Origin of the sequence: Sabulicella rubraurantiaca, assembly GCF_017355885.1 — a bacterium.
In the GTDB taxonomy this organism is placed as follows: Bacteria; Pseudomonadota; Alphaproteobacteria; order Acetobacterales; family Acetobacteraceae; genus Roseococcus; species Roseococcus rubraurantiacus.
Genome location: NZ_JAFEUU010000007.1, coordinates 172841 through 192222, shown reverse-complemented (window position 1 = coordinate 192222; position 19382 = coordinate 172841). Strand labels below are relative to the sequence as shown.

General features: G+C 69.7%; 19 protein-coding genes. 6 read left to right on the top strand and 13 right to left on the bottom strand.

Features of this window, described 5'->3' with window-relative positions:
* Positions 1-54: 54 nt before the first annotated feature.
* On the bottom strand, positions 55-1596 hold the full coding sequence (locus tag JTJ31_RS14580; RefSeq protein ID WP_207539443.1) for an MmgE/PrpD family protein: 1542 nt from the start codon (positions 1594-1596) through the stop codon (positions 55-57).
* A gap of 108 nt (positions 1597-1704) precedes the next feature.
* On the opposite strand from JTJ31_RS14580, the gene JTJ31_RS14575 reads away from it, so the two are divergent.
* Positions 1705-2607, top strand: coding sequence for a LysR family transcriptional regulator (locus tag JTJ31_RS14575; RefSeq protein WP_207539442.1), 903 nt, complete (start codon positions 1705-1707; stop codon positions 2605-2607).
* Between the two features lie 29 nt (positions 2608-2636).
* Positions 2637-4019, top strand: a complete 1383-nt coding sequence (locus JTJ31_RS14570; RefSeq protein ID WP_207539441.1) for a dihydroorotase — start codon at positions 2637-2639, stop codon at positions 4017-4019.
* Positions 4020-4026: 7 nt separating this feature from the next.
* Here JTJ31_RS14570 and JTJ31_RS14565 read toward each other — a convergent pair whose 3' ends face one another.
* The gene (locus tag JTJ31_RS14565; RefSeq protein WP_207539440.1) at positions 4027-4419 is read right to left on the bottom strand and encodes a WYL domain-containing protein; all 393 of its coding nucleotides are present in this window, start codon (positions 4417-4419) and stop codon (positions 4027-4029) included.
* Positions 4420-4505: 86 nt separating this feature from the next.
* Between JTJ31_RS14565 and JTJ31_RS14560 the strand changes: the two genes are divergently transcribed.
* Both JTJ31_RS14560 and JTJ31_RS14555 read left to right on the top strand, forming a co-directional pair.
* Positions 4506-5450, top strand: a complete 945-nt coding sequence (locus JTJ31_RS14560) for an N-carbamoyl-D-amino-acid hydrolase (protein ID WP_207539439.1) — start codon at positions 4506-4508, stop codon at positions 5448-5450.
* 75 nt (positions 5451-5525) lie between these two features.
* Entirely contained in the window at positions 5526-5729 is a 204-nt protein-coding gene (locus JTJ31_RS14555; RefSeq protein ID WP_207539438.1) for a hypothetical protein, read from the top strand.
* A 121-nt stretch (positions 5730-5850) separates the two neighbouring features.
* Here the strand turns inward: JTJ31_RS14555 and rodA are convergent, their stop codons facing one another.
* The 9 genes from rodA to JTJ31_RS14510 all read right to left on the bottom strand — a co-directional run bounded on the left by rodA (position 5851) and on the right by JTJ31_RS14510 (position 14427).
* A complete protein-coding gene (rodA, locus tag JTJ31_RS14550; protein WP_207539437.1) occupies positions 5851-6999 on the bottom strand; it encodes a rod shape-determining protein RodA in 1149 nt (382 codons plus the stop codon).
* The gene (gene mrdA, locus JTJ31_RS14545) at positions 6999-8918 is read right to left on the bottom strand and encodes a penicillin-binding protein 2 (RefSeq protein WP_236020212.1); all 1920 of its coding nucleotides are present in this window, start codon (positions 8916-8918) and stop codon (positions 6999-7001) included. The genes rodA and mrdA overlap by 1 nt, the downstream gene beginning before the upstream one ends.
* The gene (locus JTJ31_RS14540; RefSeq protein WP_207539436.1) at positions 8915-9454 is read right to left on the bottom strand and encodes a rod shape-determining protein MreD; all 540 of its coding nucleotides are present in this window, start codon (positions 9452-9454) and stop codon (positions 8915-8917) included. Before JTJ31_RS14540 ends, mrdA begins: the two co-directional genes overlap by 4 nt.
* Before the next feature lie 2 nt (positions 9455-9456).
* Positions 9457-10320, bottom strand: a complete 864-nt coding sequence (gene mreC / locus JTJ31_RS14535) for a rod shape-determining protein MreC (protein WP_207539435.1) — start codon at positions 10318-10320, stop codon at positions 9457-9459.
* Between the two features lie 45 nt (positions 10321-10365).
* Positions 10366-11409 (bottom strand): rod shape-determining protein, encoded by a 1044-nt coding sequence (locus JTJ31_RS14530; RefSeq protein WP_207539434.1) that lies wholly within the window; start codon positions 11407-11409, stop codon positions 10366-10368.
* 93 nt (positions 11410-11502) lie between these two features.
* Entirely contained in the window at positions 11503-12687 is a 1185-nt protein-coding gene (locus JTJ31_RS14525; RefSeq protein ID WP_207539433.1) for a hypothetical protein, read from the bottom strand.
* A gap of 97 nt (positions 12688-12784) precedes the next feature.
* Positions 12785-13897, bottom strand: coding sequence for a chorismate synthase (aroC, locus tag JTJ31_RS14520; RefSeq protein WP_207539432.1), 1113 nt, complete (start codon positions 13895-13897; stop codon positions 12785-12787).
* A 12-nt stretch (positions 13898-13909) separates the two neighbouring features.
* Entirely contained in the window at positions 13910-14227 is a 318-nt protein-coding gene (locus tag JTJ31_RS14515; protein WP_236020209.1) for a DUF167 domain-containing protein, read from the bottom strand.
* Positions 14224-14427, bottom strand: a complete 204-nt coding sequence (locus JTJ31_RS14510) for a DUF1127 domain-containing protein (protein ID WP_207539431.1) — start codon at positions 14425-14427, stop codon at positions 14224-14226. Before JTJ31_RS14510 ends, JTJ31_RS14515 begins: the two co-directional genes overlap by 4 nt.
* A 104-nt stretch (positions 14428-14531) precedes the next feature.
* Here JTJ31_RS14510 and JTJ31_RS14505 point away from each other — a divergent pair, with 104 nt between their 5' ends.
* Together JTJ31_RS14505 and JTJ31_RS14500 are read left to right on the top strand one after the other, a co-directional pair.
* Positions 14532-15404, top strand: coding sequence for a LysR substrate-binding domain-containing protein (locus JTJ31_RS14505; protein ID WP_207539430.1), 873 nt, complete (start codon positions 14532-14534; stop codon positions 15402-15404).
* 91 nt (positions 15405-15495) lie between these two features.
* The gene (locus JTJ31_RS14500) at positions 15496-17928 is read left to right on the top strand and encodes a beta strand repeat-containing protein (protein WP_207539429.1); all 2433 of its coding nucleotides are present in this window, start codon (positions 15496-15498) and stop codon (positions 17926-17928) included.
* Here JTJ31_RS14500 and JTJ31_RS14495 read toward each other — a convergent pair whose 3' ends face one another.
* Together JTJ31_RS14495 and JTJ31_RS14490 are read right to left on the bottom strand one after the other, a co-directional pair.
* Positions 17929-18357, bottom strand: coding sequence for an NfeD family protein (locus JTJ31_RS14495; RefSeq protein ID WP_207539428.1), 429 nt, complete (start codon positions 18355-18357; stop codon positions 17929-17931).
* 5 nt (positions 18358-18362) lie between these two features.
* Positions 18363-19277: an SPFH domain-containing protein gene (locus JTJ31_RS14490; RefSeq protein ID WP_207539427.1), complete on the bottom strand. Its 915-nt coding sequence runs from the start codon at positions 19275-19277 to the stop codon at positions 18363-18365.
* Positions 19278-19382: the final 105 nt, after the last annotated feature.

Below are 19382 nucleotides of genomic sequence, written 5' to 3'. Positions count from 1 at the left end.
CGCACTGGCGGAAGGGGGCGTGCCCCCCTCCCCGTTTCACCGACGAAGCGGCGGTCAGAAGATGCCCGGCTTGCTTTCGAGCAGCTCGCCCCGCGGCAGGGCGACGTTCAGCAGATGAAGCTCACCCGCGCCCAGGCGCGGCAGGTCCTGCACCACCTCCAGGAAGCGGTTCTGCTCGCGCGCGGTGAGGATGCCCTCGGTCAGGGTCAGGAACTTGCCGATATACTGCTCGCGGCCGAAGGGGCGCGCGCCGCGCGGATGGGCATTGGCGACGCCCAGCTCGTCCACGAGGGTCGTGCCGTCCTTGAAGCGGATCTCGACGCGGCCGCCGAAGGCGAGGGTGTCGGGATCGCGGGAGTGGTAGCGCTCGGTCCACTCGGGGGCCTCGCGCGTCTCGATCTTGTGCCACAGCGCCACCGTGTCCGGCCGCGCCGCCCGCTTGGGGGCGTAGCTGTCCACGTGGTGCCAGCGCCCGTCCTGCAGCGCGACCGCGAAGATATACATGATGGAGTGGTCCAGCGTTTCGCGGCTGGCCTTCGGGTCCATCTTCTGCGGGTCGTTCGCCCCCGTTCCGATCACGTAGTGAGTGTGATGGGAGGTGTGGATGGTGATCTTCTCGATCGCGTCGAAGTCGGAGATTTGCTCGCGCATGCGGAAGGCGAGGTCGATCAGCGCCTGGGACTGGTACTCGGCCGAGTGCTCCTTGGTGTAGCTGTCCAGGATGGCGCGCTTCGGCTCGCCCGCCGCAGGGAGCGGCACCTGGTAGTAGCTGGGGTCGTAGACCGTGTTGCGCCCCTTCGAGTCGGCCTGGGTGCGACCGGACAGGACCCAGGCGATCACGCTGTCCTCGCCCTCGTAGATCGGGCTCGGCGCGCCCTCGCCGCGCATGCAGCGGTCCACCGCCTCGACCGCCAGCTTGCCGGCATGGGCCGGGGCATAGGCCTTCCACGAGGAGATCTCGCCCTTGCGGCTCTGCCGGAAGGAGATGGAGGTGTGCAGTGCCTGCTGGATGGACTGGAAGATCACCTCCTGCTTGAGGCCGAGCAGCGTGCCGATGCCGGCAGCGCTGGCGGGGCAGAGATGGGCGATGTGGTCCACCTTGTGCTCGTGCAGGCAGATGGCGCGCACGAGGTCGATGTGCAGCTCATACCCGGTAGCGAGGCCGCGGATCAGCTCCTTGCCCGAGCGGCCCATCGCCTGCGCGACGGCAAGGATCGGGGGAATGTTGTCGCCGGGATGGGAATAGTCGGCGGCAAGGAAGGTGTCGTGCATGTCCAGCTCGCGCACCGCCGTCCCGTTGGCCCAGGCGGCCCATTCGGGCGAGACGGTGGTGCCGGCGGGCACGCCGAACACCGTGGCGCCGCCTTCCTTCTTCTTGTGCCCCAGCGCCATGCCGCGCGCGGAGACGACGGGGCGGCGGTTGATGGCCGCAATGGCGACGGAGGCGTTGTCGATGATCCGGTTGATGATCATCTCGGCCGTGTCCTTGGGAACGGCCACCTTGTCCGCCGCGACGGCGGCCATCTTCCAGGCGAGCTGGTCTTCGCGCTTCAGAAGCGCCTTGGACGGGTGGACCTTCACGTCATGAAGCTGCATCGCGCCTCTCCTCTTGGTCGGGTGGCGTCTTCTTTGCCCGGGATGTGGCCCCCGTCCAATCCGTTCACACCGGGTTTTCGATACGGTTTTCGTATTGCATGATAGGACATGGTTGATTTTCGTTCCCTGCGCCGCATGGGCCACTTCCTGGCCGTTGCGGAGGAAGGGCATTTCGGCCGGGCCGCAGCTCGGCTCGGTCTTTCGCAGCCCCCGCTGACAGCGCAGATCCAGGCGCTGGAGGCGGAGCTTGGCGTTCGCCTGCTGGAGCGCGGGCGTCGCGGCACCCGGCCGACCCGCGAAGGCGAGGCGCTGATTCCGATCCTGCGCCGCATCGCCGAGGACGCGAAGCGCGCCGAAGCCTTGGCGCGCGAGCTGCGGGACGGGCGCCACGCTCCGATGGCCATGGCCTGCGTCACCTCCGCCCTGTTCGACTTCCTGCCCCCCTTCAGCCAGGCGCTGCGCAAGATGCAGCCCGAGCTCGCGCTGGCGGTACAGGAAATGGACACGACCGACGCGCTCGAGGCGCTGCGGCGCGGCGACGTGGACTTCGCCCTGGTGCGTCTGGACGAGCCGCATGCACCCTTCAGCGTGCAGCTCCTTGGCCGTGATCGCCTCCTCGCCGCCCTGCCCGCCGATCACTTCCTCGCAAAGGGCGACCTGCCCATCCGACTCGCCCGACTGGCGAACGAACCGCTAGTGCTGCTGCCCCGCTCCATCTCCGCCGCCTATTTTGACCGGCAGGTGACGGCGTGCCGAGAAGCGGGATTCGAGCCGCGCGCGATCCGCGAGGCCGGTTCCGCCATGGCGCAGCTCGCCTTCGTCGCTTCGGGCTTCGGCGTGGCGCTGGTGTCCTCCGGCATTGCCGGGCTGCGCCCACCCGGCGTGGTGTTCCGCGAATTGGCGGGCGGCGTGCCGTCCGTCGGCGTCTCCCTGGCCTGGAATCAGGAGCGCGACACGGACACGGTGAAGCTGGCGCGCGAGGCGGCTTGGCAAGCCTTCGGGGAAGGGTAGCCTCGCCGCAAGACAGCGGAGAGCGACACATGACCGAATCCCCCTTCGACCGCGTGATCCTCGGCGACCTCGTCCTGCCGGACCGGGTGCTGGAAGGCGGCTGGATCGGGGTGCGCGACGAGGCGGTCGCCGCGATCGGCACCGGCGAGGCGCCCGCCGCGCGCGACACGGCCGACCATCGCGGGATGCTGGTGCTGCCGGGCCTCGTGGACGGGCACATGCACACCAGCAGCAGCACGGGCTGGTCCGGAATCGAGGGCGCGACGATGTCGGCCGCCGCCGGCGGCGTCACGACCTGCGTGGACATGCCCTATGACGTGCCGGTGCCCGTCACCGACCGCGGCATCCTGGGCGACAAGCTGGAGCAGGTGTCGCGCCTCGCCCATGTGGACATGGCGCTCTATGGGACCATCCGGAAGGACGGGAACGTGGAGGACATCGCCGGGCTGATCGAGGCCGGGGTCTGCTCCTTCAAGCTCTCCACCTATGAATACGACGCGGTGCGTTTCCCGCGCATCGACCACCCCACCATGCTGCGTGCCTTCCGCGAGATCGCGAAGAGCAACCTTATGGTCGCGATCCACAACGAGGATCAGGAGCTGGTGGAGCGCCTGACCGAGCAGGCGAAGGCGTCGGGCGAGACGCACCCGATCATGCATTGCCGGACGCGGCCGCCCATCACCGAATCCATGGCCGACCTCGAGATCTTCGAGATGGCGCTGGAAACAGGCTGCCACGTCCACATCGCCCATTCCTCCCTCGCCCGCGGCTTCGACCTCGCCGAGATGTTCCGCGCGCAGGGCGCCCGCACCTCCGGCGAGGCTTGCATCCAGTATCTCTGCATGACGGAGGAGGACATCGTCCGGCTCGAGGGGTTCGGAAAGTGCAACCCGCCCTTCCGCACGGCCGACGAGGTGGAGCGGATGTGGGCGGCGGTGAAGGCCGGCAAGGTCGGCTACGTCTCGACCGACCACGCGCCGTGGCCGCGCGAGCGCAAGCAGTACAAGGGCGACATCTTCGCCGTCGGCGCCGGGCTGACGGGGATGCAGAGCTTCGCCCCCCTCATGCTCACCCTGCTGGAGCAGCGCGGCCTGCCGGTGACGCTGCTCGCCTCGCTCTCCGCCGAGCGGCCGGCGCGGTTCCACGGGCTGTTCCCGAAGAAGGGCGCGATCCGCGTCGGCGCGGATGCCGACCTGCTCGTGATGGAGCGTGGGCGCTTCCGCTTCGACGCGCGCGAGATCCGCGACCGCGAGGATGCGCGCTGGTCGCCCTATGATGGGATGGAGATGCGCGGGCGCGTCGCCGCCACCTATCTGCGCGGCACGCGCATCTGGGACGGGAAGGAAGTGCTGGCGAAGCCCGGCGCCGGGCGCTTCGTTCCGCGCCAGCACGGGGACGGCTTCCTGGGCTGAAGCCAGGTCAGGCGACCGCCAGCGCCTCCTCGCGCGACGGCGCCTCGGCCTCGGGCCGGGGCAGGTTGCGGGTCCAGAAAGCGTTGCGGCGCGGGCGTGGCGCGAAGGTGCTGTGCAGGATGCGCGCATCCTCGATGCGGGACACGTCGAACATCCGCCAGCCCTCGCCCGGGCTGTCCGGGCCGCGCGCCAGCCCGGCGGTCTGCCAGGTCAGCAGCCCGACATTGCCAGTGGAAAGCCGGCCCACGGCGTGCGGGTGCACGACGCGCCACGCGCCGCCATACAGCAGCTCGACGACGCGGCGGTCGCGCACGGCATCGGCCAGGACGCCGATGCGGCGCTCCATGGCTTCGGGGGGAAGTGGGGGCTGTTGGACGCGCCCCCGGCGGGTGCGGATCATGTGGAACATATAGGAAACGGAATAGATTTTTCCAGGGTTTGCGGCGGGGGCTTCGCGCGGAACCGGCCCTGGCGCATCCTGCCCTCATGCCTCGCATCCTGACGCTTGCCGGCGCGCAGACCGGCCCCATCCAGCGCGCCGACAGCCGCGCCCGGACCCTCGACCGGCTGATCGCCCTGCTCGAGCAGGCGGCGAAGGGCGGCGCGCAATGCGTCGTCTTCCCTGAACTGGCCCTGACCACCTTCTTCCCGCGCTGGCTGCTCTCCGAGACGGAGCTCGATGCCTATTTCGAGACCTCCATGCCCAACCCGGAGTGCCAGGCCCTCTTCGACCGGGCGCGGGAGCTTCGAGTCGGCTTCTATCTGGGCTTCGCGGAGCGGACGGCGGAGGGCAAGCGCTTCAACACTGCCATCACGGTCGGGCCGAATGGCGCCATCCTCGGCAAGTACCGCAAGGTCCACCTCCCCGGCTCGGTCGAGCCGCGCGCGGGGGACCGGTTCCAGCAGCTAGAGAAGCGCTACTTCGAGTATGGCGACTTGGGCTTCCCCGCCTTCCGTGGCCCAGCGGAATGGCATGGCGCGGTGATGGGGATGCTGGTCTGCAACGACCGCCGCTGGCCGGAGGCGTGGCGCTGCTACGGCCTCCAGGGCGTCGAGGTCATGCTGATGGGCTACAACTCCGCCGCCTATGACCCGAATGGCGGGACGACCGAAGGGGCGGAGCTTCGCACCTTCCACTCCACCCTCGCGGCACAGTCCAACGCCTACATGAACGCCACCTGGGCGGTGAGCGTGGCGAAGGCCGGAAACGAGGACGGCTCGGGGCTGATCGGCGGCTCGGTCATCGTCAGTCCGGACGGCATCGTCGTGGCCCAGGCCCAAACGCTGGAGGACGAGGTACTCCTGGCGGAATGCGATCTCGATGCCTGCCGCCAGGGCAAGGAGAAGATGTTCAACTTCGCCGCCCATCGCCGGCCGGAGCATTACCGCCGTATCGTCGAGCAGGTCGGAGCCACCCCACCCGCGGAGTGATCCACCGTGGAAAGGGCAACCAGACAGGGAGTGTGAGGGTTAAGGGCGCGCATCCTGAATCCGAAGGAGGAACTGATGCTCTTCGCCCAGCTGACCCGTAAGGCCGCCGTGCTCGCCCTGGCGGGTGGTTCCGCCCTCGCGCTCTCTGCCTGCGCCTATGTGGAGCGCGACCGTCCCTCGGCCCCGAATCCGCAGGCCACCGTGGTCGTCCCGCAGACGCCGAGCGCGGCCGTCGTGACGCCCGTGCCGGCGGCGCCCACCACCGTGATGGTGCGCTAAGGCCTAGCGCCTGAGCCCATTCGCCCCGCAAGGGGCGAGGGACCGGGCCAGGAGCGTGATTCGCCGGCCGGGACGACGCCTTCCGTCCGGGTCACGCTCCGGCCCGCTTTCGCGTGACCCTTCAGTCGCGTGCTGGTCCGAACTCGGCGTCGCGATGCACCCAGGCCGAGATCAGGACGCCGAACCCCGCCATCACCGTCAGCATGGCTGAGCCGCCATGCGAGATCAGTGGCAGCGGCACGCCGCCCACCGGGATCGAGCCGGTGACCATGGCCACGTTCACGAAGATGTAGAGGAAGTAGTTGGTGCCCAGCCCGATGGCGAGCAGGCGCCCGAACTGGTGCCGGCAGCGCAGCGCCACGAAAAGGCAGAAGGCGACCACCAGCATCAGCAGTGCCAGCGTGCCCATCGCCCCCACCAGCCCGAACTCTTCGGCGATCATGGTGAAGATGAAATCGGTCTGCTTCTCGGGCAGGAAGTTCAGGTGGCCCTGCGTGCCCTGCATGAAGCCCTTGCCCCACATCCCGCCTGAGCCCAGGGCGATCTTGCTCTGGATGATGTTGTAGCCAGCGCCCAACGGGTCGCTCTCGGGATCCAAGAAGGTGGTGATGCGGGCGCGCTGGTAGTCCTTGAGGTGCCCATAGGCGAGCGGCGCCGCGAGGGCCGCGCCCCCCAGCACGATCGCGAATTTCCACCACCGCACCCCGGCCGCCCAGAACATCGCCCCGCCCAGCATCAACGTGATCAGCGAGGTGCCGAGATTGGGCTGCTTGAAGATCAGCGCAGCCGGAATCAGCACCAGGATGAGCGGCGGCAGGAGGTAAAGCGGATTGCCCACGCGCTCCCAGCTCGCCCGCTGGAACCAGGCGGCGAGGGTCAGCACGAGGATGATCTTCATCGCCTCGGAGGGCTGAAGCTGCAGCGGGCCCAGGTCGATCCAGCGCTGCGCGCCCTTGCCCACCTCGCCATGCAGGGCGACCAGCACCAGCAGCCCCACGCCGCCCAGATAGGCGAGCGGCGCAAGGCGGGCATAGAGGCGGATATCCACCATGCCCATGCACAGCATCATCACCACGCAGAAGCCGAAGCGCAGCGCATGCTTGGAGGCATAGGCCTCCGGCCCGCCCCCGGCGGAATACAGCGCGACATACCCCACCGCCGCGATGGCCGAGAGCAGCATCACGAAGGGCCAGGGGATCTGCCAGAATTTCTGCAGGAGACCGGCGCCGCGATCCCGTGTCAGCAGGCGCCGCTCGAAGACTGCCGACATCAGCCCCTCCCCTCCGCGATGCGCTGGCCCGGCGCGGGCTGGGTGCGGAAGCGGTTGAACACTTCCACCAGAACATCGCGCGCCAGCGGCGCCGCCGCGCCCGAACCGCTCGTGCCGTGCTCCACCACCACGCTCACCGCATAGAGCGGGTTGTCATAGGGCGCATAGGCGACGAAGAGCGCGTGCGGACGCCATTCGCGCGGCAGGGATTCGACGCGGAATCCGCGCTCGCGCTGCTCACGGGAAACGCGGCGCACCTGGGTGGTGCCGGTCTTGCCTGCCATCTGCACGCCCAGCGCCCCCGGCAGGCGGGAGGAGAGCGCCGTCCCGCCCGGCTCGTTCACCACGGCCCACATCGCCTCGCGCACAAGGCGCAAGTCGCGGTCGTTGAGGCCGAGGCTGGGCCAGTCCTCCGCCCTCCCGCCCCGCACCGGCCGCCCGCCGATGGCGCGCGTCAGATGCGGCTGAATCGCCCGCCCGGTGGCGAGCCGCGCCGACATGGTGGCCAGCGAGAGCGGCGTCAGCTGATAGAAGCCCTGGCCGATCCCGTGCACCACCGTGTCGCCCAACGCCCAGCTTCGCCCCTGGCGCTCGCGCCATTCGCGCGTGGGGACGTGGCCGGGCCGCGTCCCTGGCAACTCGATGTCGAGCGGCACACCGAGGCCCAGGCGCCGCGACATCGCGGCAATGCGGTTGATGCCGAGGCGGCGCGCCATCTCGTAGTAATAGACGTCGCAGCTCACCTTCAGCGACTGCCGCAGATCCACCGAGCCGTGTCCGCCCTTGTTCCAGCAATGGAACCGCGTGTCGCCCAGGTCGAAATGGCCGGGGCAATGGACCCGCTCGCCCGGCGTCGTCACACGCGCCTCCAGCGCCGCCAGCGCCACCACCATCTTGAAGGTGGAGCCGGGCGCGTAGAGCCCGTTGGTGGTCTTGTTGATCAGCGGCGTCGAGCGCTGGCTGGTCCATTGCCGCCACTGCGCCGCCGAGACGCCGGCATTGAACACGTTGGGGTCGAAGGAGGGCTGGGAGGCCATGGCCAGCACCTCGCCATTGCGGGCATTCAGCACGACGACTGATGTCCCCTCGGCGATCTTGCCGCGCACGGTGCGCTGCAACTCGGAGTCCAGGCTGATCTCGACGTCCTGGCCGGCCACGCCCTCACGCCGGTCCAGCTCGCGGATCACGCGGCCCACCGCGTTCACCTCCAGCTGCACCGCCCCGGCGCGGCCGCGCAGCGTCGTCTCGTGGAAGCGCTCAATGCCCGCGCGGCCTACCCGCACCCCGGGAAGCTGGAGCAGCGGGTCGCCATCCATGTCGCTCTCGGCCGGGGGCGCGACGTAGCCGACGACGTGGGCCAGATGCTCCGCCTGCGGATAGATGCGCGTGGTGCCCACGTCGATCAGGATGCCCGGCAGATCGGGCGCGTTGACCTCGATGCGCGCCATCTCCTCCCAGGACAGGAACTCGCGCAGCGTCACGGGGACGAAGCGGCGGCGGCGGCGCAGCTCGCGCTCGACGCGCGTGCGCTCGTGATCCTGGAGCGGGACAATGCGGTGGAAGGTATCGAGCGTCGCGCCGATATCCTGCGTCTGCTCCGAGACGAGGAGGGCGCGCCAGTTCAGCCGGTTCGCCGCCACCACCGTGCCATTGCGGTCCAGCACCCGCCCGCGGGGCGGGGAAAGCAGGCGGGCGGAGACGCGGTTCTCCTCCGCCAAGGTGGCGTATCGCTCCCCCTGCTCGACCTGGAGCGTGTGCAGCCGGTGACCCAAGAAGCCGAACAGCCCCGCCTGGCCACCCGCCAGCAGCAATGCCCGTCGCGTGAAGACAGAGCGGCGGCGCTCCTCCTCCAGCTTCACGCCGCGCATGGTGAAATTCTCGATGCCGCTCTTGGCGCGACGGAGGCGTGGCCACTTCATGCCCCCTCCTCCGCCCGCGTCATCGCCATATGGATGCGGCCCAGCGTCCAGCCCAGGGCCGGATAGGCGCCGGCTGCCAGCCCCGCCTGCAGCAGGGCCGGCACACGGGAAGGCATGTGCCAGTCCAGCAGCCCTGTGAGCACGAAGCCGAACGCGGAAGCAACCGCCGCCACGGCGCAGAAGCAGAGCCAGACCACCGTGAAGCCCTGCCGCACCAGCCAGAGCCGCATCCGCAGCGCCACGCCGTGCACCAGCAAAAGGGTCAGCACCCCGACGCCCAGCGGCGCAAAAGTGAGCAGGTCCTGCAGCAGTCCCAGGCCAAAGACCACGGGTGGCGACATGGCAGCGGGGCGGAAGACGCTCCAGAAGAAGACCGGTGGCAGGGCCAGCGCGGCGACGAGGCCCGGCGCCCCCACCGGCACCACCGCCGCGATCAGCAGCAGCGCGATGCCCAGCGCAGGAAAGGCGGCGCGCGCTGCGGCATCGAGCCGGCGCAGCGTGCCCATTGGCGGCTGGGGGCGCCCCTTGCGGGCCATGGTCAGCGCCGCGCCCTCGGCTCCGGCCGCGCCACGGCCTCGGGCGGCAGGATGCCGGACAGGCCGAAATCGAAAAGTCGCAGCACGTCGAGGCGGTCCAGCTGCGCGAACAGCTCGACTTCCACCCCGCCGCCCTCGCTGATCCTCACCGTGCCGACGGGCAGTCCGGCCGGAAAAGCGCCGGCCTCGGCGCTGGAAACGACGCGGTCGCCATCGCGTGGCGGCGTGCCCTCGGGCCAATGCTGCAGGCGCGGGCGGCTGCCATTGGTCCCGACCATGATCGCCCGTGCGCGCGAGCCTTCGAGAACCACGGGGATGCGGCTGTTCATGTCGGTGGCCAGCAGCACGCGCGCGGAGCGGTTCCCCACCTCCGTCACGCGGCCAACGAAGCCGCGCTCGTCCAGCGCGACCTGGCCCTTACGGACGGCGTGGTTCGGCCCGGCCCCCAGCAGCACGGCGCGGGCATAGGTGCCGCCCGCATCGGCCACGACGCGCGCAGTGCGGAAGGCAGGCGCCGGATCGGGCACCCAGGAAAGCTGGCGGCGCAGCAGCGCGTTTTCGGCCTCCAGCGCCAGGGCGGCGGCCTGCCAGCGGTGCAGGCGCTCATTTTCCTCGCGCAGCCGGGCATTCTCCGTGCGGAGGTTCCACAGCGCTTCCGCCTCGCGGAGCCCACCGCGCACCGCCTGCACTGGTTCCTGCACCACCGCCCAGATCGGCGAGAGGGCATCGGCCAGCGCCATGCGCGCACGCTCCACCAGCAGCGCGTCGGCCTTGCCGAGCAACATGATCCCGAAGGCGGCGGCGATCAGCACGGGCAGCGAAAGCCGTGCGAGCGCCTGCCGCAAGGGAATGGACAGTCGGATCAAGGCTCCCCCGAACTCAGCCTGGGCCGCAGCCTGGCCGACCCCGCCTTAATACATCGAGGACAAGACCTGGCGAAGCTTCTTGATCTCTTCCAGGGCGCGGCCCGTTCCCAGGGCGACGCAGTTCAGCGGCGCCTCCGCCACCACGACCGGCAGGCCGGTGGCGTCGCGCAGCACCTCGTCCAGGCGGTAGAGCTGGGCGCCGCCGCCGGTCAGCACGATGCCCTTGTCCACGATGTCGGCCGCAAGCTCGGGCGGGGTGTTCTCCAGCGCCACCTTCACCCCGTCCAGGATCTGGCTCACCGGCTCGCTTAGCGCGTAGGCGATCTCGCGCTGGCTCACCACCACCTCGCGAGGGACGCCGTTCATCAGATCGCGGCCCTTCACCTCGGTCAGCGGGCCGTCATCCCCCTCCGGGGGCTGGGCCGCGGCGCCGATCTCCATCTTGATGCGCTCGGCCGAGCTTTCGCCGATCAGTAGGTTGTGGGTGCGGCGGATGTAGGAGATCACCGCCTCGTCCATCTTGTCGCCGCCGACGCGGACGGAGCGGGCATAGACGATGCCACCCAGCGAGATCACCGCCACCTCGGTCGTGCCGCCGCCGATATCCACCACCATGGAGCCGGAGGGCTCCGTCACCGGCAGCCCGGCGCCGATCGCGGCCGCCATCGGCTCCTCGATCAGGAGCACCTTGCGGGCGCCCGCGCTCTCGGCGCTTTCCTGGATGGCGCGGCGCTCCACCGCCGTGCTGCCGGAGGGCACGCAGACGATGATCATCGGCGAAGCGAAGGAGCGGCGGTTGTGCACCTTGCGGATGAAGTGCTTGATCATCTCCTCCGCCACCTCGAAATCGGCGATCACGCCGTCGCGCAGCGGCCGGATGGCGGCGATGTTGCCGGGCGTGCGGCCCAGCATCTGCTTCGCTTCCTCGCCCACCGCCAGCACCTGCTTGCGGCCGCGATTGTCGGCGATTGCCACCACCGACGGCTCATTCAGCACGATGCCCCGCCCCTTCACGTAGACCAGCGTGTTGGCCGTGCCGAGGTCGATGGCCATGTCGGCGGAGAGGAAGCCGAACAGGCGAGAGAACATGCGTGAGGAACCTTCCGGGCGGGAGGGAGGGGATGCGCGGCTGCCTATACCCTCGCGCCCCGAGCGGCAAGGCAGTGAAAGCCCGAGGCGCCGTCAGACCGAGGAAAGGATGGCAGGCTCCAGCCCCGCGGACTTCGCCGCGGGATGGGATGGGTTGCGGAAGCGCAGCTCGCCTTCCGGCGCGGCGCCGGAAAGGCCAAGCATCTCGTGCCGCGTCGAGCAGGTGACCGCGACGACGCGCTTCGCCTCCTCCGTGGTGAGGAAGCGGCGGCACTCGCCTTCCAGCTCCAGCGAGGCGCACAGGTCGCGCCATTCGGCACCGTCGAGGTCGTCCAGGAACAGGGACAGAATGCCGGGCTGGCGGCCGGTGAGGCGGCTGCCCGCGGCCTCGCGCAGGTGGCGGGCAGCGGCGGCGGCGACATCATTCCCCTGACCGGTCCGGGCGGCCATGACCAGCACGCTGCCCGACTGCGGGTCGCCCGTGACGGCGAGGTGCGCCTCGGCGCCGAATTGCTGGCGCAGGCGCTCGGGCAGCGCCCCGGCGGCCTGGGCGCCAGCCAGCACCAGCGGGTCCAGCTTCAGCAGCATGTCCGCCTCGGAGTGATGGCGCCTCTCGGTGGCTAGCATGGCGGCGATGCGCTCATGCAGCGCGGCAATGCCGCCCGGCTCGGCCAGTCCCTCGGGCAGGGTCATCTTCAGGACGTAGCGACCGGGATGGGCGGCGAGCCAGGTCTGCAGTTCAGGGTTCACCCGGTCCACCAGCGCGGCAAAGACGCCCTTGTGCAGGGGGCGCCCCGCTTCCGCGGAGAGCGCCTCGCACGCCACCTCCGCGACCGCGTGTTCCCGCCGGACCAGCAGGTCATAAGGGGCGCCGAAGAGCAGCCCATCGTGCCGGACCTCGAAGCCGCGCGCGCGGAAGGTGGCGGCGGTGCGGAGGAGGTGCAGCAGGGGCACCAGCGTCCCCTGTCCCTCCAGCCCGCGCTCGACCAGGGCGCGCAGGCGGCGGCGCGGCTCATCCTCCAGCGCGGCGTCCAGTGCCGCCGCCTCACCCGCCAGCGCGGCGAGGCGCTGCTCGGCGGGGGCGGCAGGACTTCGGGAGGAAAGCCGGGCCAGGGTCAGTTCCAGCGCGTGCCGCCGCTGCGCCGTCCGCGCCGCCAGCGTCCCGGACCGCGTCTGCCCGACCAATTCCGCGATCCGGGCGCGCCAGCGCTTGCTTCCCGCAAGGAGGAGAAACGCACGCAGCGAAACGCCTTCGGAAGCGGCGTCGGCGAGTGACATGGGGCTCTCGTTCGAAGGTTTCGGCCGGCGCCGCGCAGCGGCTCCTTTCGGAAGCATACAATCCCTTCCGCGGCCGATTCAATCCCGAGTTCTTCAGTCAGGCATTTTCACGCGGCAGGCGCGGCACGCTGGGGGCCTCCGGATTCTGGGCGCGATGGCGCAGCAGGTGGTCGGCCAGGACGCAGGCCAGCATCGCCTCACCCACCGGCACGGCACGGATGCCGACGCAGGGGTCGTGCCGGCCGACCGTCCGGAGCTCCGTCTCCTCGCCTTCCACCGTGACGGCGCGGCGCGGCGTGAGGATGGAGGAGGTCGGCTTCACCGCGAAACGCGCCACGATGGGCTGGCCGGTGGAGATGCCACCCAGCACCCCGCCCGCGTGGTTGGCTAGGAACTCCACCGTGCCGTCCTGGCGCATCCGCATCTCGTCGGCATTTTCCTCGCCGGAAAGGACGGCCGAAGCGAAGCCGTCGCCGATCTCGACGCCCTTCACCGCGTTGATGCCCATCAGCGCCGCCGCGATCTCGGCATCCAATTTGCCGTAGATCGGCGCACCTAGGCCCGGCGGCACGCCCTCGGCCACCAATTCGATCACCGCGCCGACGCTGCTGCCGGCCTTGCGGGTGGCGTTCAGCAACTCCTCCCAGCGCGCGGCGGCCTCGACATCGGGGCACCAGAAGGGGTTGCACTGGGTCTCCGCCCAATCCCAGCGATCACGCTCCACGCGGTCCGCGCCGATCTGCACCAGGGCGCCGCGGATCACCACGCCGGGGCCGAGCACGCGCCGCGCGATGGCACCGGCCGCGACGCGCATCGCGGTTTCCCTCGCGCTGGACCGCCCGCCGCCGCGATAGTCGCGCACCCCGTATTTCAGGTGATAGGCGATGTCGGCATGGCCCGGGCGGAAGCTGCGCGCGATTTCCCCATAATCCTTGGAGCGCTGGTCCTCGTTCTGGATTTCCAGCGCGATGGGCGTGCCGGTGGTCCGCCCCTCGAACACGCCGGAGAGGATGCGGACGGCATCCGGCTCGCGACGCTGGGTCACGTGGCGGGAGGTGCCGGGGCGGCGCGCATCCAGGAAGGGCTGGATGTCGGCTTCGGCGAGGGGAAGCCCGGGCGGGCAGCCATCCACCACGCAGCCAATGGCCGGGCCGTGGCTCTCGCCCCAGGTGGTGACGCGGAACAGATGGCCGAAGCTGTTGTGCGACATGGCAGGCCGGGCTTACCCGCTCCGGCAAAGCTCCGCCAGACGGGCCGCCAAGGCCGCAGCCTCCCCCGTGATGGCGACGCGCTTGATGCGCGCCGTCTCGCCAGCGAGGAGGGTGACGGCAGACGGCCGCACCCCCAGCGCCTTTGCAAGGAGGCGCAGCACCGCCGCATTCGCCGCGCCCTCGACGGGCGGGGCGGCGACGCGCAACCGCAGGAGGGGCGTGCCATCCGGCCCTTCCGCGATGCCCTCCACCGCGTCGCGCCGCGCGCCGGGGGTGACGCGCAGCGCGACAACGACGCCCTTGGGCGTTTCCCGCCAGGGCGGCGTCAATGATCCCAGGGCGCGCGCCGGGATTCGAGGCGCGCCTCCAGCCGCGTGACACCGATGTCGCGCAGGATGTGGTCGTCCAGTTCGTCCAGCGCCTGGCGCGTGCGGAACGCGCGCAGCATCAGCATCAGCGCCTGGCCCCAGGGACGCGCCGGCCGGCTCAGCGGCCGAAGCAGGGCGACGGGGTGCAGATGGGCGCTCATGACGGGACTCCTTTTCGTATCCGTGCTTCACGAAAAATCCCTCATTGGCATTCATCAGTCCAACGACTAATAATGAAGTCCATCATCAGCCAAATTGATGCCTCATGCTGCCCTCCGGCCTCGACCCCGACCTGCTTCGCTCCTTTGTGCTGATCGCCCAGGGCGACAGCGTCACCGCCACCGCGCGCAAGGTTGGACGCACGCAATCCGCCGTCTCCATGCAGATGCGGCGGCTGGAGGAGATCCTCGGCGAAAGCCTGCTGCGCCGCGACGCGCGCGGCCTTCAACCCACCGACAAGGGGCTGTGGCTGCTGGAGCGGGCGCGCACCCTGCTGGCGCTGAACGAGGAGATCATCACCGAGTTCCGCGCCGCGCCCATCACCGGGCAGGTCTGCCTCGGTTCGCCCGATGACTACACGCTGCAATGGCTGCCCGGCATCCTCGCCACCTTCGCCCGTACGCATCCGGGCATCGAGGTAGACGTGCTGTGCATGTCGAGCGAGGAGCTGGCGCAGCGCCTGACCGGGGACCGTCTGGACCTCGCCATGCTGACCGAAGGCCATGGGCGCGAGGGCGAGGAGCTTTGGCGCGGTCCGCTGCGCTGGGTCGGCCCGGTGGGCGCGCAGCTTCATCGGCGCGACCCGGTGCCGCTCGCGCTCGCGCGGCCCGGCTGCACCTGGCGCGTCGCTGCCGTCTCGGCGCTGGGCCAGGCGGGGCGGCGCGTCCGCGTCACCTACAACAGCACCACCCAGTCAGGCTGCTTCGCCGTGGCCCTGGCCGGGCTGGCGCTGACCGTCTCCACCCCGACGCGCCTGCCGCCCGGCCTGTGCTGGATGGGCGAGGCAGAGGACCTGCCGCCCTTGCCCGAAATGGGCATCCAGCTGGCGCTGTCCGACCGGCTCCGCGCGCGCCCGCGCTTGCCCGAAGGCGTGGCTGCCCTGGCCCAGGCGATCCGCGAGGGCTTCGCGGCCACCTGAAGCCACAACCGGGGATATTCGCGTCCCGCCTCAACCTTGGCCTTCTCAAAACGTCTTGGCTTCAAAGCGTTACCAAGACGGAGGCCTGTGTATGTCGGGAAGCATCATCCAGGGCACGAATCTGCCGGACACTATCCGCCCCGGCTTTATCTCGGGCGGTGTCACTGGCGGTCAGCCTGGTGATGGCAATGACACGATCTTCGGCAATAACGGCTTCGACGCCATTTCCGGCGGCGGTGGCAACGACCTGATCTCCGGCGGCGACGGCGACGACAGCCTGGATGGCGGCGCGGGCGATGACCGCATCCTGGGCGATACGGGCAGCGATATCCTGCGCGGCGGGCGCGGCAGCGACACGCTGGATGGCGGCGCAGCCTTCGACACCGCGGATTACACCAGCGATGAGGATCCGACGCAGCCCGGCTTCCGTGGGGCGATCGTCAACCTCTCCGCCTCCTCCGTCACCTGGAATGGCGACACCGTTGCCAGCAATCGCGCCCTGGACAACTGGGGCAACACCGACGTGCTGATCGGGATCGAGGCCGCGCGCGGCACGGTGCGTGCGGACTACATGGTTGGCAGCACGGGCGACAACTTCCTCGATGGGCACGGCGGCAACGACACGCTGATCGGAGGCGAGGGCGACGATGCCCTGCGCGGAGGCAGCGGCAACGACTCCCTCAATGGCGGCACGGGCTTCGACGTCGCCGTCTTCAGCAGCGAGGAGGACGGGGCCGGCGCGCCGACGCGTGGCGCCATCGTCAACCTCACTGGCACCACCCAGGTCGTGAATGGCGAGACCCTGGCCGGCTTCACGGCCGTCGACACCTGGAGTGGGCTGGACGCGCTGAACTCCATCGAAGGCGCCTTCGGCTCCGCGCTGGGCGACGTCCTCATCGGCAATGCGGACGCCAACCTCCTGTTCGGCGATGGCGGGAACGACACGCTCTGGGGCAATACGGGCGACGACACGCTACGCGGCGGCAGCGGTGACGACACGCTGGATGGCGGCGAAGGCACGGACCTGGCCGACTACAGCGTCATCTACGACTCCAGCGGCTTCGGCACGATGGGCGCGATCGTGAACCTTTCCGGCGTCTCGGTCACGGTGCGCGGCCAGAATGTCGCGGCGCGCTCCGCCATCGACAATTGGGGCGGGCGTGACACGCTGATCTCCATCGAGAACATCACCGGCACCCAGTTCGGCGACGTGCTGATCGGCGATGAGGGCTCGAACTTCATCATCGGCAATGGCGGCAACGACACCATCTTCGGCAATGGCGGCGTCGATATCCTCGTCAGCGGCTCGGGTGCGAATACCTTGGTGGGCGGGGCGGGCGACGAAGTCTTCTTCGTTTCCAGCCTCTCGGCCCTGGTGGTCGAGGAGGCTGGGGGCGGCACCGACTCCCTCTGGTCGCTCGTCGATGGCTTCGTCGTGCCGCTGCATGTTGAGGTCGCCGCGCTGGGCGGCAACGCCCGCCTGATCACCGCCTCCAATGGCGGCATGCAGCTCTTCGCCAATGCCAGCCTCGCCTCCACCCTCATGGGCGGCAACGGCAACGACACGCTCAACGGCTCCGCCTTCGCCGACACGCTCTCGGGCGGCGCGGGCAACGACGTCGTCTATGGCAATGGCGGCGCCGACGCGATGATCGGGGGAACGGGCGATGACATCTACGTCGTCACCGATCCCACCGCCCGCATCACGGAACTCGCCGGCCAGGGCATCGACATCGCCGTGCTGGACGGCAACTTCGCCTTCACGCTCGACCCGGATGTCGAGTTCGGGCTCATGATCAACAATGCCCACATCCTGGCTGCCTCCGACACCGGCTCCACGCTGGTGAATTTCGGCAACCTCGCCGCCACGCTGACCGGCGGTACTGGCAACGACACGCTGTTCGGCAACACGCTGAGCGGCGAGACCCTTTCGGGCGGTGAAGGCAACGACACGCTGGTGGGCGGCGGCGGTGCCGACACGCTGATCGGCGGCACGGGCGACGACACCTACAACATCCAGCATGCCGGCATCACGGTGATCGAGCAGGCCGGTGAAGGCCAGGACTTCGCCTTCGTCTACATCAATGGCTGGACCGTGCCTCTCGGCCTTGAGGTCGCCCAGCTGGTTGGACTCGCCAACCAGCTTACGGGCGGCACGGGTGCCCAGACACTGGTGGGCAACACGGATCTCGCCTCCCCCCTCGATGGCGGGGCGGGCGATGACACGCTGATCGGCACGAGCTTCGCCGATCGGCTGCGCGGTGGCACCGGCAACGATGTCATCGTCTCCGGCGGTGGTGCGGATCAGCTGATCTTCAACACGCCAAACTGGGGGGCAGACAATGTCTTCGGCCTCGTCGCCGGCTCGGGCTTCGATGTGGATCTGCGCGGCTCGGGCGTCACCAGCCTCGCCGCCGTCAGCATCACCGCCTTCGACGGAGGCGCGCTGCTCAACTCGGCCCAGGGCTCCATCGGCTTCTTCGGCCTCACCACCCAACAGGTGCAGGACGCGCTGATCTTCTGATCAGCCCGGCGAGGGACGCACCACGAGGCGCGTCCCTTCTACAGACGTCACCAGCACCGCCTCGCCCATCCCGGGCGGGGCGAGGCCGGGTTCGGGCAGTGCGTCCCACACGCTGTCGCCCAGCCGCACCCGCATCCCGGTTGACGAGGACGCGGCGACGATGCCGATGCGCCCCACCAGCCCATCGCCCGGCCGGTTCACCGGAGCTGGCGGGGCCTCGCGCTGCAACCACAGCCCCGCCCCCACCGACAGGCCGAGCAGGGCCACGAAGGCCCCGACCAGCTCCATCCACTCCATCGGGTTCAGATGCGCGACCACCGCCGTGGCCAGTGTGGCGAGGCCGATCCACAGCAGGAACACGCCAGGCAGCAGCAATTCCGCGCCCAGCAGGATCAGCCCGATGATGCCGAGAAGAGCGGGAATCCCCATTGCGTTCAGCCTTTGCGCGCCGCATCGACCAACTGCATCGCCTGCGCGATGCCGCCGGCGAGCGAGGCGCTTTCCATCGGCACGAGGATCAACTTGCTGGTCGGATTGCCGACCACCTGGCCGAAAGCCTCCACGTATTTCTGCGCGACGAAGTAGTTCAGCGCCTGCGCTCCGGCGCCCTGGGCCGCCTGCGCCACCATGGACGTGGCCTTAGCTTCCGCCTCCGCCAGACGCTCGCGCGCTTCCGCGTCCAGCCGCGCGGCCTGGAGCCGGCCCTCGGCGGCCAGGATTTCCGCCTGCTTCTCGCCCTCGGCGCGCTGGATCTCCGCCTGCCGCTCGCCTTCCGCGCGGGCGACAGTGGCGCGGCGCTCGCGCTCGGCCGTCATCTGCAGGTTCATGGCGCGCACGAGCGTCTCCGGCGGCTCCACCTTGCGGAGTTCCACGCGGCTCACCTTCACGCCCCAGGGATCCGTTGCGCCATCCAAGATGTTGAGGAGCGAGGTGTTGATGCGCTCGCGCCCCGACAGCGTGCCGTCCAGATCCATCTCGCCGATCACGGAGCGGATGTTGGTCATGGCCAGCGCGGTCAGCGCGCCCTCCAGGTTCAGCACCGCGTAGGCCGCCTTCTCCGGCACCATGACGCGGTAATAGACGATGCCGTCCACGCCCACCGTCGCGTTGTCGGCAGTGATGACCGATTGCTCGGGGATGTCGAGCACCGTCTCCATCACGGTCAGCTTGCGCCCGATCTGCTCCATATAGGGGATGAGGAAATTCAGCCCCGGCCCGAGCGACCGGGTAAAGCGGCCGAAGCGCTCCACCGTCCAGACCTGTCCCTGGGGCACGGTGCGCACTCCCATGGCGACGGTAAGCACGGCCAGCGCCACCAAGGCGACCAGAAACAGGTCGAGCAGCGACATCTGCACTTTCCTTCCAGGATTCTCTCCATGTATGGTAGCGTGACGCAGCCGTGGAACGCACGTGACGACTGCCGACAACCCTCACGCATCCGCGTGGCTGGGCTC